Origin of the sequence: Pseudomonas sp. JL2 (assembly GCF_031570495.1) — a bacterium.
Lineage (GTDB): Bacteria > Pseudomonadota > Gammaproteobacteria > Pseudomonadales > Pseudomonadaceae > Aquipseudomonas > Aquipseudomonas rhizophila.
Map to the genome: position 1 here is coordinate 185,376 of NZ_JAKUDH010000004.1, position 15,912 is coordinate 201,287.

Consider the following 15,912-nt stretch of genomic DNA (forward strand, 5'->3'; position numbering starts at 1 on the left):
ACGATGCCCAATTTTGCTGAATTGCTGCAACAGGGTGGCGCTCACGCCTGGCTGTATTTCCCCAGCGCTATCTTGCTGGGCGCTTTGCATGGCCTGGAGCCGGGTCATTCGAAAACCATGATGGCGGCGTTTATCGTGGCCATCCGGGGCTCGGTCAAGCAAGCGGTGTTGCTGGGGTTGGCGGCGACGCTGTCCCACACTGCCGTGGTGTGGTTGGTCGCCATTGGTGGCATGTACCTGGGCCAAGGCCTCGACGCCGAGACCACGCAGCCATATTTCCAGCTCGCATCGGCTGCGCTGATCATCGCGATCGCCCTGTGGATGCTCTGGCGTACATGGCGTGGCGAACAGATGTTCAAGTTCGAGCATGGCGAGGGACATCACCACGGCGAACATGACCATGGGCATCATGATGAAACCCATCGCATCGATACCGGCCACGGCCGTGTCGAGCTTTCGATCTTCGAGCTGGGCATGCCACCACACTGGCGCCTGAAAACGTTGACTGGCCATGCCTGGTCCGCCGCGGACGTTCGCGTGACGACCACTCGTCCCGATGGAAGCGTTCAGACGTTCTCATTTGCCGAACACGATGGATTCCTGGAGTCGACGGTCGATATTCCCGAGCCTCATGAATTCAGCGCTCGCTTGAGCCTTGGGCATGCTGGGCATTCCCACGATTACGATCTTGAGTACCACGAGCATGACCATGGGCATGAACACTCCGAACTGGAAGGCCTGGAACTGTCATTAGAGGGGTACCAAGACGCCCACGAACGGGCGCATGCCAACGATATCCGCAAGCGCTTCACCAATCGCGATGTGACCACGGGCCAGATCATTGTCTTCGGCCTGACGGGTGGGCTAATTCCTTGTCCCGCCGCGATTACCGTGCTGCTGCTCTGTCTTCAGGTCAAAGAGGTTGCGCTGGGCGGTATGCTTGTCCTGTGCTTCAGCATCGGCTTGGCAATCACCTTGGTTACCGTGGGAGCGGCCGCGGCCATCGGCGCGCGGCAAGCCTCTAACCGCTGGCCATGGCTGGGCACCGTTGCGCGGCGGGCTCCTTATTTGTCCAGCGTGTTGATCATTGGTGTCGGTCTGTACGTGGGCATTCACGGCTGGATCGGTTTAAACACATAAGGCTTATGACTGAGACTCACCCAGACTTGGATCCTTCGTTGAAAGGCCGCAGCACCAGCCTTGATCTGATCAAATGGCTGGCAATGCTGACAATGGTCATCGATCACTTGCGGTTGGTGTGGCCGGAGCTGAGCACGCCATTCATTCCAGGCCGGCTCTCATTCCCACTGTTTTGTGTCGCGATAGCGGCCAACGTCGCGCGGTCCAGACGTGGTGAATGGCTGACTTACAAAAACGGCCGCTACCTCGCCTTGATGCTGTTGTTCGCGGCCATTTCGCAGGTGCCTTATCGCATGATCAGCACTTCCGGCTCGTACAACGTGCTGCTGACCCTGGCATTGGGCTTGGTCGTGGCCTGGGGATGTCACCATCGGACATTATTGAGTGGGGCCATGGCGTTGTTCGCTGCCGCCGTTGCCAATGAGCTGGATGATCCGTTGATGTTTGGTTTCTACGGAGTCCTTGTCCCGGCCTCGGTCTTGCTGGTGATCAACAGGCCCGCTGTGCTGTGGTTGTTGCCAGCGGGCCTGTGCGTGTTGATCAACACCCGCAGTAGCATTATCAGTCGGGCGCTGGATCTGGAGCTCTATTCGATACTGGCCCTGGGCGCTGCATTTGCGGCACCGCTGATCGGGCTCTGGTTACTGCGCCAGAGGTTAAGCCTCAACGTCTGGCCAGTGGGGCAATGGGGTTACTGGTTTTACCCAGGCCACCTCGCCGCTCTGCAAGCGGTGCGTTTGCTGGTGTGACGGCGCCGGGCCAGTTTTGAAAATGATTGAACTCGTGATCAGTTATTTGGCCACCGGCGATGCTGATCATCAATCACGTACGGGTGTTCGTGCTCAATAGCCTCGCCGTCCAGGTGGGAGTGGTCGTCAGCAAGGTTCTCATGAGAGTGTTTGATCGAGTCCTGATCATGGGCAGGACGCCAGATCACCACGCTGACTAGCAATGCGCCGCCGGCCACCACGGCGAGCCCGATAAATGATGCCGTCAAGCTGATGTCGGCGCCCAGCCATCCTGCCAATGGATAGGTAATCAACCAGCAGGCATGAGACAGCGCGAACTGGGCGGCAAAGAGCGCAGGGCGATCTTCGGCATGGGCAGAACGACGCAGCAACCGGCCACTCGGAGTCTGTGCCAACGAATAGCCCATGCCCAGCAGCATCCAAAGCGGCAGTAGTAAATGGTAGGAGGTCAGGTTGATGCCCATGGCCAGGCCGACAACCAGTATCCCTCCGCCGAACAACATCGCTGTTCGGTCCTTGATATCTTTCAACAGCCGAGGCAACACCAGGGCAGCGATCATGGAGCCACCACCAAACGCGGCCAGTGCCAGTGCGGTGGAGCTCTGAGGCAACGAGAAACGCGATTGGACCAACACAACCGTATTGACGATGACCATGGCGCTGGCCGCCGCTACCGCCAGGTTCAATGCCAGCAATCCGCGCAAGCGAGGTGTCGCCAGGAAGATGCGCATGCCGCGGGTGGTACGTTCGTAGATGCTGCGTTTGGGGGTCGGCTTCGCTTTCGGTAGCAATACTGTGGCGACCAGGGCCGCCGAAGCGAGAAAACCGATAACGGTGCCGGCGAACAAATTATGGAAGCTGATCACGGTCAGCAATGCAGCGGCGAGCATAGGGCTGGCAACACTTTCGAGGTCATAGGCCAGTCGCGATAAAGACAAGGCCCGGGTGTATTCGTCCTCATCGGGCAGGATGTCGGGAATGGTCGCTTGAAAGGTTGGAGTGAACGCGGCCGAGGCCGATTGCAGGATAAAAATCAGCACATAGACCTGCCAGACCTCCGTCACAAACGGCAGGGCCAGCGCGACCAAAGCACGTACCAAGTCCAGCGAGACCAACATGGCCTTACGTGGCAGGCGTTCTGCAAAAGCCGCGGCAATCGGTGCAACTCCGATGTAAGCCGTCATCTTGATCGCCAACGCTGTGCCGAGGACGGCACCCGCTTGGGCTCCAGCAAGGTCGAAGGCCAGCAGTCCCAATGCGACGGTCGCAAGCCCCGTACCTACCAACGCAATGACTTGGGCTAGGAAGAGATGACGGTAGGTTCGGTTGGCGAGTATTTTCAGCATGAGGCGTCTCACAGAGGAGGGCGTGTGATCACTTGATTGTCGAAGTACGCTTGAGAAAAGAGAGCGGCGAGTTGTTCGTTCTCAAGGAACTCTGCATCCCCCTAGGGAGGATATTAGGCCATCCTAAACCAGAGGCCGTGGTAGCTCAAGAAATAGACATTCGAGCCTTTCGTCGAACACTCGACAGAGGAATGAAGTAGTTGCTTGCTCGATAAAGGCAATTGGCCATACTCTGCGAGTTGTGAAAGATCTCACATCGATAACAACACGCGCATGGAGCAAGCCCTGATGAAACTGTCTGCCATTCTGATCGCCGCTGTACTCTCGTTTATTTCCGTCACTGCCTTTGCCCACAGCGGTGGTACTGATTCAAAAGGTTGCCACCGCAACCACAAGACCAACGATTACCACTGTCACTAAAGGCAAAAGCCCAGCGTCAGGCTGGGCTTTGGTACGAGCAGGTTTTCCTCACGTACGTGGAAGCGAGATCGTTAGTCAGTCGCTGTGTTTTAGCGCAACAGATGTACGGCCAAGCCGACAAGTGCACAGGTCACCAGTACCTCAATCACGCCGCGCTTGTAGCGGAACAAGGCAACCGCCGCCGCAATCGCGATCAGCGCCGAAGGCCAGTCGAGACTGCCGCTGAAACCTGTCGGCCACAGCACGTGATATCCAAAGAAACACGCAAGATTAAGGATCACCCCCACCACTGCAGCTGTGATCGCGGTCAGAGGCGCAGTGAACTTGAGTTCGTTGTGGGTTGACTCCACCAGCGGGCCCCCAGCGAGAATGAACAGGAACGAAGGCAGGAAAGTGAACCAGGTCACTAGGCTGGCCGCGACTGCCCCGGCCAGGAACACTTGATCGGCACCGAACACCTGCGAGACATAAGCCCCGACAAAACCGACGAAAGCCACCACCATAATCAGCGGCCCTGGGGTTGTTTCCCCCAGTGCCAAGCCGTCGATCATCTGGGTCGGGGTCAGCCAGCCATAGTGACCAACCGCACCCTGATAAACATAAGGCAGCACGGCGTAGGCGCCTCCAAAGGTCAGCAATGCGGCTTTGGTAAAGAACCAGCCCATCTGGGTCAAGGTGCCTTGCCAGCCATAGAGGGCCGTCAGGGTCGCCATCGGCAAGGCCCACAGCACGGCGCCGACCAATGCCAGCAACGTCAGCTTCATCCAACTGAAGCGGGCATGCGCGGGGGAGGGGGTGTCATCATCGATCAAGGCTGGGCCGAAGGATTTTCTCGCGCCGCCATGGCCCCCTGTCCTGAACTTCTCAGGCACCAGGCGACCGCCGACATAGCCGATCAACGCGGCGCCCAGCACGATCAGCGGGAAGGGGACATTGAAGGCGAAAATCGCGGTGAATGACGCAGCGGCGATAGCCCACAGCCAGTTGTTCTTCAGTGCCCGTGAACCGATACGATGCGCTGCCTGTACGACGATCGCCGTCACTGCCGGCTTGATCCCATAAAAGAGTCCCGCTACCACAGGCACTTCACCGAAAGCGATGTACATCCAGGACAAGGCAATCAGGATGAACAGCGAAGGCAATACGAACAGCGCTCCGGCAATCACGCCGCCCCAGGTTCGATGCATCAGCCAACCGATGTACGTCGCCAACTGCTGGGCCTCGGGCCCGGGCAGCAACATGCAGTAGTTGAGCGCATGCAGAAAGCGTCGCTCGGAAATCCAACGCCGGCGTTCCACCAGCTCCTGATGCATGATCGAAATCTGTCCCGCTGGCCCACCGAAGCTGATGAAACCGAGCTTCAGCCAGAACCAGAAAGCCTCACGCAGGCTGATCGGCGCGGGCTTCGATAGATCTGTTTCAACCGTCGATTCGAAAACCTTACTCATTGGGTTGCTCCTCTTTCACGAATGCGGCGAGCAGGCCGTCGAAGATGGCGCTGGCAGCAGCCAGCAGATGGTCGTCATGGGAAATCGTTGCGCGTAGACCGGCCAGCACCCGTTCTACGCCGGCAGCCTCCAGGGGTTGGGGGCCACCGATATCTAGGTAATGCACCAAGGCCGCGATGCGGTTTAACCCTGGTTCTTGAAGTTCAAAGCTGGCTTGCAGGGTTTCGAAGGTCACACGGTTGCCGACATGGCTGAAGGCCGCGTCATCGAAATCAAAGCCCAAGGCCTCGGCTGGGCAGTCTTGGGGATGGTTCAGCCAGAGGATCTGGGCCTGCGGATCAATGAACCGCCGGATCAACCAGGCGCAAGCCAAACGGTCAACCCATGGGCGCTTGCGGGTCGCCCAGACACGACCCTGATAGTCGACCACGCTGAGCACCGTTATTGGCAGGTCCCGGCTATGTGGTTCGTCCGTCGACAACGCCTTGCTGACTGCTGCCTCAAGTTCCTGCAAAGCGGCGTCGATCTGTTGCTTGGGCTTGCCTGGAAAGTAATCGATGACGGTCAACTGATCGTAGGCTTTGCGTAACTTTCGAATTTGCTTGGTGGTCGACAGCGCATTTTCCGCCGTCAACTGCCCTCGGCATTCCTCGATCTCAAGTCGCAGTTTGCTGTAATCCTCGTTGCGGTCGAACATCTCGATAAAACGTTCGCCAGCCGGGTCCACCACGGGCAGGACAACTGCGGTGCCATTGATGGCGAGGATGTCCCGCTCAACTGCGGCCAGCGCTTCGCGACAGGCAGCCGTATCGGGCAAGAGGTAGACACCGTCGCGCAGGACGGCAGCCCCCGAAGCTTTTAGGGCACGCCAAGCGCGCATGCGCTCCGTCGCGTTTGCAGTTGGCAACCCGAGAACCAGCGTCAGCCAATTATTCATGTAGTGATAGATCGAAATAATGTAGATATAGCTACGTTATTACTGCGCAGGGAAAAAGAAAAGCTGTTTCGATAGGTGAAGAGGTCACGCATCTTAAATGGGGCTGCCTTGCGATTGACGACGTTCATCAGGCTGGTTTTTGAGCAGATCGATGCACCGTGTCGTCGTAAAACCTTAAATCACCTCGGATGGTGAAAAGGGAGCGGGCGGGCAATGGGGCAATTCCGAATTTGACTCAATAGCTCGAATTTTACGTTTTTTTTACGGAGGCTTTTCTTGGTCACCGGGATACTAAGCGCATTTCTGGCGACCTGTGTCTTATCTACGTTGCAGTGATAACGCCCAGGGATACATGTACTTACTCCCGCAGTTTGAGAGAAGCCCCCCTTGAGTGAAACGGCGACCATTGCACACGAAAACTCAGCCACTAAAACATCCGGCGTCGGTTTGGTCATTGCCGCTGTCGGAGTAGTCTATGGCGATATCGGTACTAGTCCTCTCTACACTCTGAAAGAGGTGTTTTCCGGTCACTTCGGGGTTCAAGCGAATCACGATGGGGTGCTGGGCATCCTGTCGCTGATTTTCTGGTCTCTGGTCTGGGTTGTCTCGATTAAATACGTGCTATTCATTCTGCGGGCCGACAACCAGGGAGAAGGCGGCATCATGGCGCTGACAGCCCTGGCCCGTCGTGCGTCGTCACCTTATCCGAACATGAGCAAGGTCCTGGTTCTGCTAGGCCTGTTTGGAGCCGCACTGTTTTACGGGGACAGCATGATCACTCCGGCCATTTCAGTGCTTTCCGCGGTCGAAGGGCTTCAGCTTGCCTTTGATGGTGTAGAGAACTGGGTGGTGCCACTCTCGGTCATCGTGTTGGTGGCGCTGTTCCTGATACAGAAACATGGCACGGCGCGAATTGGCATTCTGTTTGGACCAGTCATGGTGTTGTGGTTCGTGGTGTTAGGTGCACTCGGGATCCACGGTATCTTGCAGCGACCTGAGGTGCTCCAGGCGCTGAACCCCATCTGGGCATTACAGTTCTTCATCGTCCACCCAGGTGTCGGGGTGGCGATCCTGGGCGCCGTCGTATTGGCATTGACCGGTGCGGAGGCGCTTTATGCGGACATGGGCCACTTCGGTCGCAGGCCGATCTCTCGTGCGTGGTTCATGTTGGTACTGCCAGGATTGGCACTCAACTATTTCGGCCAGGGTGCCCTGATCCTGGAAAACCCCGAGGCGGTTTGCAATCCGTTCTATTTGCTGGCGCCAAGCTGGGCACTGCTGCCCATGGTCGCGCTGTCCACGCTGGCGACCATCATCGCCTCCCAGGCCGTGATATCCGGTGCTTTCTCCCTGACGCGGCAGGCTATCCAGCTTGGGTATGTTCCGCGCATGTTCATCCAGCACACGTCCAGCCATGAACAGGGGCAAATCTACATCGGTACGGTCAACTGGGCATTGATGGTCGGTGTGGTGTTGCTGGTCATCGGTTTCGAGTCGTCTAGTGCCCTGGCTGCCGCTTATGGCGTTGCAGTCACGGGGACGATGCTGATCACCACGATCCTGTCGTCAGCGGTGGTGCTGCTCCTTTGGAAAACGCCGCGTTGGCTGGCCATTCCGTTGCTGATCGGTTTCTTGCTGGTAGACAGCCTGTATTTTGCAGCGAACGCGCCGAAGGTCTTTCAGGGCGGTGCGTTCCCAGTGATTGCCGGCATCGGTCTGTTCCTCTTGATGACTACGTGGAAACGGGGCCGCAAGATCATCGTCGAGCGGCTCGATGAGACTGCGCTCCCTCTGCCTTTGTTTATCGCCAGCGTCCGTTCACAGCCACCCCATCGGGTGCAGGGTACCGCCGTTTTCCTCACCGCGCGGGCCGACGCCGTTCCGCATGCGCTCTTGCACAATCTGCTGCACAATCAGGTGCTCCATGAACGGGTGGTATTGCTGACCGTGGTTTCCGAGGATAGTCCTCGCGTTTGCGCAGGCCGTCGCTTTGAGGCTGAGGCCCACGGCGAAGGGTTCTTCCGTGTCAGCCTTCATTTCGGTTTCATGGAGGAGCCTGACGTGCCGCTGGCGTTGAGTCAGTGCCATCTCGAGCAGCTCGATTTCAGTCCTATGCGAACCACTTACTTTCTCAGCCGTGAGACGGTGATCCCAACCAAGCGCATTGGTATGGCTCGGTGGCGCGAAAACCTGTTTGCGTTTTTGCTGAAGAATGCCAACAGCAACCTGAAGTATTTCAAGCTGCCGTTGAACCGGGTGATAGAGCTTGGTACGCAGGTTGAGATGTAAGGGACCATGTCCTGGGAGACGGGCGAATCGACGAATTTAAGCCAGGCAGGAATGCTCCTTTCAGCGCTTATTCGGACCACCAACCTTTTTCCACCTGGCCGTAGTGTGTACCACTGAACCAGCTTTCCAGCTGCACGTCCAAATTGGTGATCTGTGCGAGATTCTCCTGGAGTGGATCTAAGAGGTCAGCCTGCTTGTGAGCCCAATCAATCCATCTCTGGGCCATTTCGGGATCTGCCAGAGATGCAGATTTAAGGCTGTCTTCAACACTCTTTATGAACGCCCGTAAGCGCTCGGCGCGTTCCCAGCACTCCGTATGCTTAACGAGTGACCGCCTGAGACGACGTTGTATTTCTGCTTCTCGGACACGTTCAAGGCGACGTTTCTCATTTTCAGCCCATTCACGATTTCTTGCCTCCTCTTTCTCTCGAAGTGCCTTGATGGAGATTGAGGCGCACGTGAGGCCGGACAAAATGCTAGGTAGTTTTTTCTCGAGCGGTGCGGTCTTGGTGTCCTTCCAATTTTTCCGTTCCCCATAATCCATCCGCGCTTCAATCTGAAAGGTCAGCTCACCCGTTGAGGTCCACTCAAACTGTGGCCTTCGCAGCGACATAAAATCAGGTTCCCAAGGAGCACCGGGGCGGCGCTTGGGGGGAGGCGGGGGCGGTATCGTATGTTTGTCTAAGCGTTCCACGAGTCGCACGGCTATGGGCTCGTCGTTAACAGTGACAATGGTTTTTCCTTCAGCATTGATCTTCCATGCATAACCTTCAGCTTCACCTTCTTTGATCAGTGCATCAAACAGGATTGCGCAGCGTTCGATCAATGACGAGGAGATCATTGCATTCAAGACACGCTTGCCTGCGTAATCGAGGTAGCCATCTTTGAGCTTTGCTGCCTTTGCGCTTTTTAACCACTGACTCACCAGAGCGTGGGGCTCGGTCAATTGAGACGGGACTTCAATCATTCGCTGGACTGTAGGTGAGTTTGTCTCTGCATTATGCGCAGCGGGTAGGGGGGCACGGTCGAGAACTTGGAATTGGATCACGCCCTCAATAGCAGGAAGCTTGGGTTTGCGTGGTCGCTGCTTTTCCTGCTTCGCCCAGTAGCCACGGCCAGGGAGAGGTATGCCGGCTTTGCGGCAAGCCTTGGCGACGGCAACGTCAGACACACCGATGTCCTGAGCCAATTTGCCCATCGGCGTTTCCCATACCTTTTCGAACAGTTCCGCAATGGTGAAGGTCACTAATGTGTACATGCAGTCTGTCATCCCCAATCTATCGCGTGTTTAGGTCAACTCGGTCGGAGCGGATGTTAAATTTCGGAGAATTTTGGGCACAAGCAGTCCACAAGGCGGGCGTGTTCCGCTGGTACTGAAAAGGCATCATCGACTCGGTTGGTGCGTGCTCGCTCGTGACGAGATGAGCCTGCCGTCCTTCACGGACCGACGCGCCATCGTCACCTCGTAAGCCATCGCTTAACTGTCCAGAGCGGACGCTTCCCGTCCGGTTGGCTATGGATAGAAGGAAATGGCACAGCCCGGAGTCACCCCCTTCTTGGCCCTTGATACTCCCCAAAAACGAGTCCAGAATTAAGTCTTTTCCTGCTTCGGCGAGAAAAGAAAACCCTTATTTTTCAATGGGTAGGTCGCCAGATGCGAGTCTCGTTTCCCGCTCCAAATTCAAAAAAACGCCGCTCATTGAGCGGCGTTTTTTTTCGTCCGTGAAAAAAGCGTGCTTCAATCTTCGAGGCTCTCCACCAGGCTCTCAAGTGCGTCTGCACGCTCGTTTTCCGGCAGCTCGGGAGCGGGAATCATTGTTCGCATCTGCCGCGCCAGGCGGTATTCACTGGGTGTGCAGTTGGCGTACTGCTTGAAGGCGCGGGCGAAGTAGGAGGGATCCTTGAACCCGGCCTCATAGCCGATGCTGGTGATAGGCATCTGGCTATTGTCGAGCAGTTCCTTGGCAAAGCTCATGCGTTTGTTCAGCACGTAATCTGTGAAGCCAAGCCCGTTGGCTTCCTTGAACACACGGCTGAAGCGAAACGTGGTCATGCCGCATCGCTTGGCCAGGTCCCGCTGATCGATGCTGTCGCGAAAATGTTGGTCGATGTACAGCATGATATGGCTCAGGGCCTGGTGTTTCTGGTGCCCCGAGGTCAGGCGGATGCTGTCTGGCAGGGTTGGCGCGTGGTCGATCAACGAAGTCTTGCGCGGGCCACAGGTGTGGCGGCGTAACTCGCATAATTGCACCAGGGCAGTCAGGTAGCGCTTCCTCTCTGTGGCTGACAGGGGCAGTACCATGTATTCCCACACACTCGAGCGCATGGCCCAGACCGCCAGTTCTTCGGAGTGCTGCACGGTGAACATGGTGATGGGAGTGGCAGGGACGGTGCGTTTGATCTCCAGTAACCGCCTCAGGCCCGGCGTATCCGGGCGATCGAAATGGATGCAGATCATGTCCGCCTGTTCCCCGCCGGGCAGCAGGGCATCTTTTGCCTGGGTGCAGTCGCAAGTGTCCTCGAACTGGCTGACAAGTTCCGGGGTGGACCGATCGTGAGTCAGATCGAACCACAACAGCTTTGGCTTTCTGGTCAGATTCGACGGCATGTGCTTACCACTCAGCGTTGCGACTGCCCTTAAGCTAGCAGTATTGCCAATGTGCCATCACTTCGCCGAATAATTTTTTATAAAAAGCCGGTTTTTTAAGCGCCGTATGCTCAGAACGCCAGAGCGCGAATCGTTGCGAGTTGCAATCGCAAGGCATGCCTGGCTCCCCCCGCAAAATAATCCTAGCGATGTGCAAAATCCTCCTAACGGCTATCCCCACCCGCTGACTAGGGTTGCATCAGGCAGTTGCAAATGTACTGCCTCTGAAAACAACCCTGATGAGGTGCGCAAAATGACTCTTCAAACAATCAAGGCTTCGGTGCTGAAGTTCGCCAAAGATGAAGACGGCCTGACCATTGTGGAATACGCCGTGGCCGGTGGGTTGATTACGGTGTTGGTGGCCGCCGCCTTCGTTCTTCTGGGCGGTGCCGTGAATACCAAGATCCGCGCGCTGTGCCAGGCCGTCAACGGCAACGTTGCCTGCTGATAGCGATAACTGCGCGGGGACACGGCCGCTTTCAAGGAAGCCTCGCTTGCGACTCTTTTGCTGTGAGTACAACGAATCACTCAAATGGACTTGGCGTTGTCCCCGACAACTCAGTTCATGGCGTTACAACCTTTATTCAAAGGTGAGGTGAAAAAAATGACTCTGCACACAATAAGAACTTCGATCAGCCGGTTCGCCAAAGATGAAGATGGCCTGACCATTGTTGAATACGCCGTCGCGGGAGGTTTGATCACGGTGTTGGTGGCGGCAGCCTTCGTTCTTCTGGGCGGCGCGGTGGACACCAAGATCCGTGCGCTGTGCCAGGCCGTCAACGGCAACGTGGCCTGCTAACGATAACTGCAACAGGGAGACGCGCCATGTCCATGGAATTGCTGGTGTCGACGGTGCTGCTGCTAGGACTGCTGGGTGTGGCGGTGGTGAGCGATTTGCTTCGCCACCGCATCCCCAACACGCTGGTCCTGTTGGGCCTGGCCTTGGGTTTGGCCGGTCAGACTTATACAGGCGGGATCAGCGGAACGGGCGACAGCCTGCTGGGCATGCTGGTCTGTTTTGCGCTGTTTTTGCCCATGTATGCGGTGGGTGGCATGGCCGCCGGAGACGTCAAGTTGATGGCCATGGTGGGCAGTTTCCTGCCGGTTCATTACGCATTGTGGGCTGCGCTGTTCAGTCTGATTGCTGGTGGCGTGTGCGGTTTTCTGATCGTGCTGGCCCGCGGTCAGTTGCTCCAGACCCTCCAGCGTTACTGGCTGATTGTGCGGGCCCAGGCTTACCTGGCACCTACCGCGGATGAAGTGGCCGGCAAACCTTTTCCTTATTCGATCGCGATCCTGATCGGCACCTTGAACAGCGTCTACTGGCAGCTGATTGCCGATGGCTGGGGAGTCTAGTCATGCACGTCATCAACGATAGTGATGCCTACCCCAGTGAACGGGAAGCGGTGCAACGCCTGGCACCTCAGCCATGCACGATTCAAGACACCGGCCTGAGCGACAGTTTTCTCGGCGAGCTGGTCTGCAAGCATCTGCACGACGCCGGTGTGTTGGACCTGCCGCGGCTGGTGGAACGCCTGGCGCTGACCGGCGCGGTACTGGAAGAAGTCCTGGCGTTCCTGCGCAAGGACGGTCGTGTCGAAGTGCTCGGCCAGCTCGGGCAAACAAGTGTGCAGGCCTTGCGTTACGGCCTGACCGAACGTGGCCGCAGTGCCGCCCGCGATGCCCTGTCTCGCAGTGGCTATATCGGTGCGGCACCTTTTCCGGTGAGTAGCTATCGGTCCCTGATCAAGATCCAGACCATTCACCATGGGCGTATTACCGCCACCGACATGCAACGGGCCCTGGCCGGCATGGTGCTGTCGCAAGGCATGCTCGATCAGTTGGGTGTGGCACTGAATTCAGGGCGGGCGATCATGATTTACGGCCCGGCGGGCACGGGTAAGACCTATGTCAGCAGTCGTCTTATCCGGCTGTTCGCCGAGGCCATCTGGGTGCCCCATGCCATCGTCATCAATGAGTCGGTGATCGAGATCTATGACCCGCAAGTGCATCAGCGCCTGGATGACAAGAGTCAATCGAACAATCTGATGCTCAATGAAGGCATCGACCGTCGGCTGCTGTGCTGCAAACGCCCGATTGTCATCACGGGCGGCGAGTTGAACATGGAGCAGTTGGATGTTCGCTATGACCCTTTTACTCGCCAGTACCAGGCCGCGTTGCAGCTCAAGGCCAGCAACGGCCTGTTCATCATCGATGACATGGGACGCCAGCGCATGGCCCCGGCCGAATTGCTCAACCGCTGGATCGTGCCGATGGAAGAAAAGCGCGACTTCATCAACCTGGGCGGCGGTCGCCATTGCGAATTGCCGTTCGATCTGGTCCTGGTGTTTTCCACCAACCTCAACCCCCTGGAACTGGCTGACGAGGCCTTTCTGCGCCGCATTGGCTACAAGGTGCAGTTCGGTTACCTCAAGCCCGAAGAATACGAGCGCATCTGGCGCCAGGAGTGCGAACGTCTGGGCATTCCCCATGACCCGCTGCTGGTGCGCTATGTGCTGCAGCAGCTTTATGCCGGCGAGGGCATGCCGCTGGTGCCTTGCCATCCCCGTGACCTGTTGAACATGGCGCTCGACCGCCAGCGTTACCTGGGCGGTTCCGGGCCCCTGTTGCCGCAAGAGCTGGAATGGGCCTGGCACAACTACTTCGTTCAGCTCGACTTCCTTTGAATCGGAGATACCGACATGAGCTCTCGTACGCTTTCGCTGATTGGCGTTTCCCTGGTAATGGGCCTGGGTGCCGCATGGATGGCTGACTCCTGGCTGAGCGCACGACTTAACGCCAAACCCGATGACCACTTGCGAAGTGTGGTGGTCGCCACCGTACCAATTCCCTTCGGGCAGATGGTCGAGGCCCAACAGGTCACGACCGTGCGCATGCCCATGGATACGATCCCGGACGATGCCTTTGACTCCAGCGAACAGGCCGTGGGCAAGATCGCAACGTTCGACATTCTGCGCGGTGACATCGTGCGGGGCGCGCGTCTGAGTGAGCACCTGGGTGGCAGCACCCTGGCGTCCCTGATCGATCCTGACAAACGCGCCATATCGGTACGGGTCGATGATGTGGTCGGTGTGGGTGGGTTCCTGTTGCCGGGGAACCGGGTCGACGTGCTGGCAACCAAGACCACCAGCGCCGGCAGTAACAACGCCGTGTCCCGGACCATCCTTGAAAACCTGCGGGTGCTGGCGGTGGATCAGACGGCGGGCACCGACAAGACCCAGCCGGTGGTGGTAAGGGCCGTGACGCTGGAAATGTCGGCCACTGAAGCGGAGGCCCTGGTGACTGCGCAGACCGAAGGCAAGTTGCAACTGGCCTTGCGTAACCCGCTGAACCTGGAGAAAAAAACCGTGGTCGTGGCGCCCCCTCCGGCTCCGGTGATGGCGGTGGCGACTGCTGTGGTGCCAAAGCCCGTGGTGCAGCGCAGCCCCAAAGCGCAGGCCAGCGGGATCACGGTGATCCGTGGAGTTGAAAGCAGCGTCGTCAACGTTCACTGAAACGCGTAGAAAAATGCCTGGTCCCTTCGGCCATGGCGATGCCGATCCTCACGTGTCGGCAAACGAGGGCTCGATCATGAATCCCAGTATCCGGCAGCCTGTCACTGCGACGTCTCGGCGCCAGGAAGGAGCAGTGAGTGTATTGATGGTGATCGCGTTAATGGCGATTTCCATGATGGCGGCATTGGCCCTGGATGGCGGACACATGCTGCTGAACAAGACCCGTCTGCAAAATGCCGTGGATGCCGCGGCCCTGAGCGGCGCCAAAACCCTGAGCCAGGTGACGGGAGGGCTCAACATGGCCAGCACGACTCGGGCCGCTGCCCTGGACACGCTGACACGCAATGCCAACGCGGCGGGCAACGCTGAACTGGCAACCGCTGTCGCCGGCAACCCGGCTGCGTTCGCCGCAGTGGAGCTGGCCAGCAGCGTTTATGGCCCGTTCTCCTATCCTGGGCCGGCGGATGCCAAATACGTGCGAGTGTCGGTGTCCAGCTATCGGTTGAGCGGTTTTTTCTGGAGTTTCGTTCAAACGATGGGCAGTGCCGGCCTGGGCAACAAGGCCGTGGCGGCGATCGCCACCGCAGGCCCCAGCCCGACGGCTCCGTGTGATCTGGCGCCCTTGATGGTCTGCGGCGACACCAGCCAATACGACCCGGCTGCCGGAAATTTCTGGAGTTACCGCTTTGGCGACCTGACGGTGCTGAAGACGGCCGCGGGCAACACGTCGCCCATTGGCCCGGGCAATTTCCAACTGCTCGATTTCGGCTCCGGCGGCAGTGCCGTGCGCGAAGACCTGGCGGGCGGCGGTTCGGTCTGCCGCAGTGTCGGGGACAACGTCCAGACCGCGCCGGGCAACAAAGCCGGCCCGACTTCCCAGGGCTTGAACACGCGATTCGGTATCTATAACGGTCCGGTCAGTTCTTCGGACTATCCACCCGACCTGGTCACCACTTCGAGCAACCCGGCGATGACCTATAACGATTCGCTCTCCCAGGCGCAATACAAAGGACAGCCCATTACTTCGAGCAGCGGTGATCTCTCGGCCGGCGGCGAGGCAATACTGGACTACAACGACTGGCGAACAGCGGTTGCCGCCTGTGTGGCCGGAGCTGGCAATGGCTGTGAGAGCAACGGGGTTTTCGAACGGCGGATGCTCAAGATCGTGATCGGTGACTGCACCGGCAAACTGAGCGGTTCTACCTCGATTCCCGTCCTGGGTTTTGGCTGCTATTTCGTCGTGCAACCGGTGAATGGCGGAGGTTCGGACTCCATCATTTTTGGCCAGTTCGTCCAGGAATGCGAAGGCGATAATGTGCCCGGCCCCACGCCGGTCAGCGATACCGGGCCGCAGGTCATTCAGCTCTACAAAACCTATCTCAACGGCAGCGGCACTCCGAGCACCGACTCGTAGGAGGCGT

15 protein-coding genes are annotated in these 15,912 nt (G+C 57.9%); 10 read left to right on the forward strand and 5 right to left on the reverse strand.

Annotation, left to right across the window (positions count from 1 at the left end; genetic code table 11):
* Positions 1-3: 3 nt before the first annotated feature.
* Positions 4-1,140, forward strand: a complete 1,137-nt coding sequence (locus MKS85_RS08190; protein WP_047882835.1) for a nickel/cobalt efflux transporter — start codon at positions 4-6, stop codon at positions 1,138-1,140.
* 5 nt (positions 1,141-1,145) lie between these two features.
* Positions 1,146-1,889 carry a TraX family protein gene (locus MKS85_RS08195; RefSeq protein ID WP_047882836.1) on the forward strand — a complete coding sequence of 248 codons (744 nt, stop codon included), beginning with the start codon at positions 1,146-1,148 and terminating at the stop codon, positions 1,887-1,889.
* Positions 1,890-1,927: 38 nt separating this feature from the next.
* On the opposite strand, the gene MKS85_RS08200 is transcribed toward MKS85_RS08195, so the two are convergent.
* Complete coding sequence (locus MKS85_RS08200) at positions 1,928-3,235, reverse strand: MFS transporter (RefSeq protein WP_047882837.1); 1,308 nt, start codon at positions 3,233-3,235, stop codon at positions 1,928-1,930.
* 288 nt (positions 3,236-3,523) lie between these two features.
* Between MKS85_RS08200 and MKS85_RS08205 the strand changes: the two genes are divergently transcribed.
* Complete coding sequence (locus MKS85_RS08205) at positions 3,524-3,655, forward strand: YHYH domain-containing protein (RefSeq protein ID WP_144419326.1); 132 nt, start codon at positions 3,524-3,526, stop codon at positions 3,653-3,655.
* A gap of 89 nt (positions 3,656-3,744) precedes the next feature.
* On the opposite strand, the gene chrA is transcribed toward MKS85_RS08205, so the two are convergent.
* Positions 3,745-5,103 (reverse strand): chromate efflux transporter, encoded by a 1,359-nt coding sequence (chrA, locus tag MKS85_RS08210; RefSeq protein WP_047882838.1) that lies wholly within the window; start codon positions 5,101-5,103, stop codon positions 3,745-3,747.
* Positions 5,096-6,040 carry a chromate resistance protein ChrB domain-containing protein gene (locus MKS85_RS08215; RefSeq protein WP_047882839.1) on the reverse strand — a complete coding sequence of 315 codons (945 nt, stop codon included), beginning with the start codon at positions 6,038-6,040 and terminating at the stop codon, positions 5,096-5,098. The genes chrA and MKS85_RS08215 overlap by 8 nt, the downstream gene beginning before the upstream one ends.
* A 387-nt stretch (positions 6,041-6,427) precedes the next feature.
* Between MKS85_RS08215 and MKS85_RS08220 the strand changes: the two genes are divergently transcribed.
* Positions 6,428-8,329, forward strand: coding sequence for a potassium transporter Kup (locus MKS85_RS08220; protein ID WP_310662803.1), 1,902 nt, complete (start codon positions 6,428-6,430; stop codon positions 8,327-8,329).
* 67 nt (positions 8,330-8,396) lie between these two features.
* Here the strand turns inward: MKS85_RS08220 and MKS85_RS08225 are convergent, their stop codons facing one another.
* Together MKS85_RS08225 and MKS85_RS08230 are read right to left on the reverse strand one after the other, a co-directional pair.
* Entirely contained in the window at positions 8,397-9,587 is a 1,191-nt protein-coding gene (locus tag MKS85_RS08225; RefSeq protein ID WP_047882860.1) for a hypothetical protein, read from the reverse strand.
* Positions 9,588-10,067: 480 nt separating this feature from the next.
* Entirely contained in the window at positions 10,068-10,937 is an 870-nt protein-coding gene (locus MKS85_RS08230; protein ID WP_188252034.1) for a DNA-binding response regulator, read from the reverse strand.
* Positions 10,938-11,229: 292 nt separating this feature from the next.
* Between MKS85_RS08230 and MKS85_RS08235 the strand changes: the two genes are divergently transcribed.
* The 6 genes from MKS85_RS08235 (at position 11,230) to MKS85_RS08260 (ending at position 15,905) form a co-directional block, all read left to right on the forward strand.
* Positions 11,230-11,424, forward strand: a complete 195-nt coding sequence (locus MKS85_RS08235) for a Flp family type IVb pilin (RefSeq protein ID WP_008070254.1) — start codon at positions 11,230-11,232, stop codon at positions 11,422-11,424.
* Positions 11,425-11,580: 156 nt separating this feature from the next.
* Entirely contained in the window at positions 11,581-11,775 is a 195-nt protein-coding gene (locus tag MKS85_RS08240; RefSeq protein WP_047228300.1) for a Flp family type IVb pilin, read from the forward strand.
* A 26-nt stretch (positions 11,776-11,801) separates the two neighbouring features.
* Positions 11,802-12,332, forward strand: coding sequence for a prepilin peptidase (locus MKS85_RS08245; RefSeq protein WP_047228159.1), 531 nt, complete (start codon positions 11,802-11,804; stop codon positions 12,330-12,332).
* Between the two features lie 2 nt (positions 12,333-12,334).
* Positions 12,335-13,663 carry an AAA family ATPase gene (locus MKS85_RS08250; RefSeq protein WP_107322004.1) on the forward strand — a complete coding sequence of 443 codons (1,329 nt, stop codon included), beginning with the start codon at positions 12,335-12,337 and terminating at the stop codon, positions 13,661-13,663.
* 15 nt (positions 13,664-13,678) lie between these two features.
* Positions 13,679-14,491 (forward strand): Flp pilus assembly protein CpaB, encoded by an 813-nt coding sequence (gene cpaB / locus MKS85_RS08255; protein ID WP_188252035.1) that lies wholly within the window; start codon positions 13,679-13,681, stop codon positions 14,489-14,491.
* A gap of 76 nt (positions 14,492-14,567) precedes the next feature.
* Entirely contained in the window at positions 14,568-15,905 is a 1,338-nt protein-coding gene (locus tag MKS85_RS08260; protein WP_223194526.1) for a TadE/TadG family type IV pilus assembly protein, read from the forward strand.
* Positions 15,906-15,912: the final 7 nt, after the last annotated feature.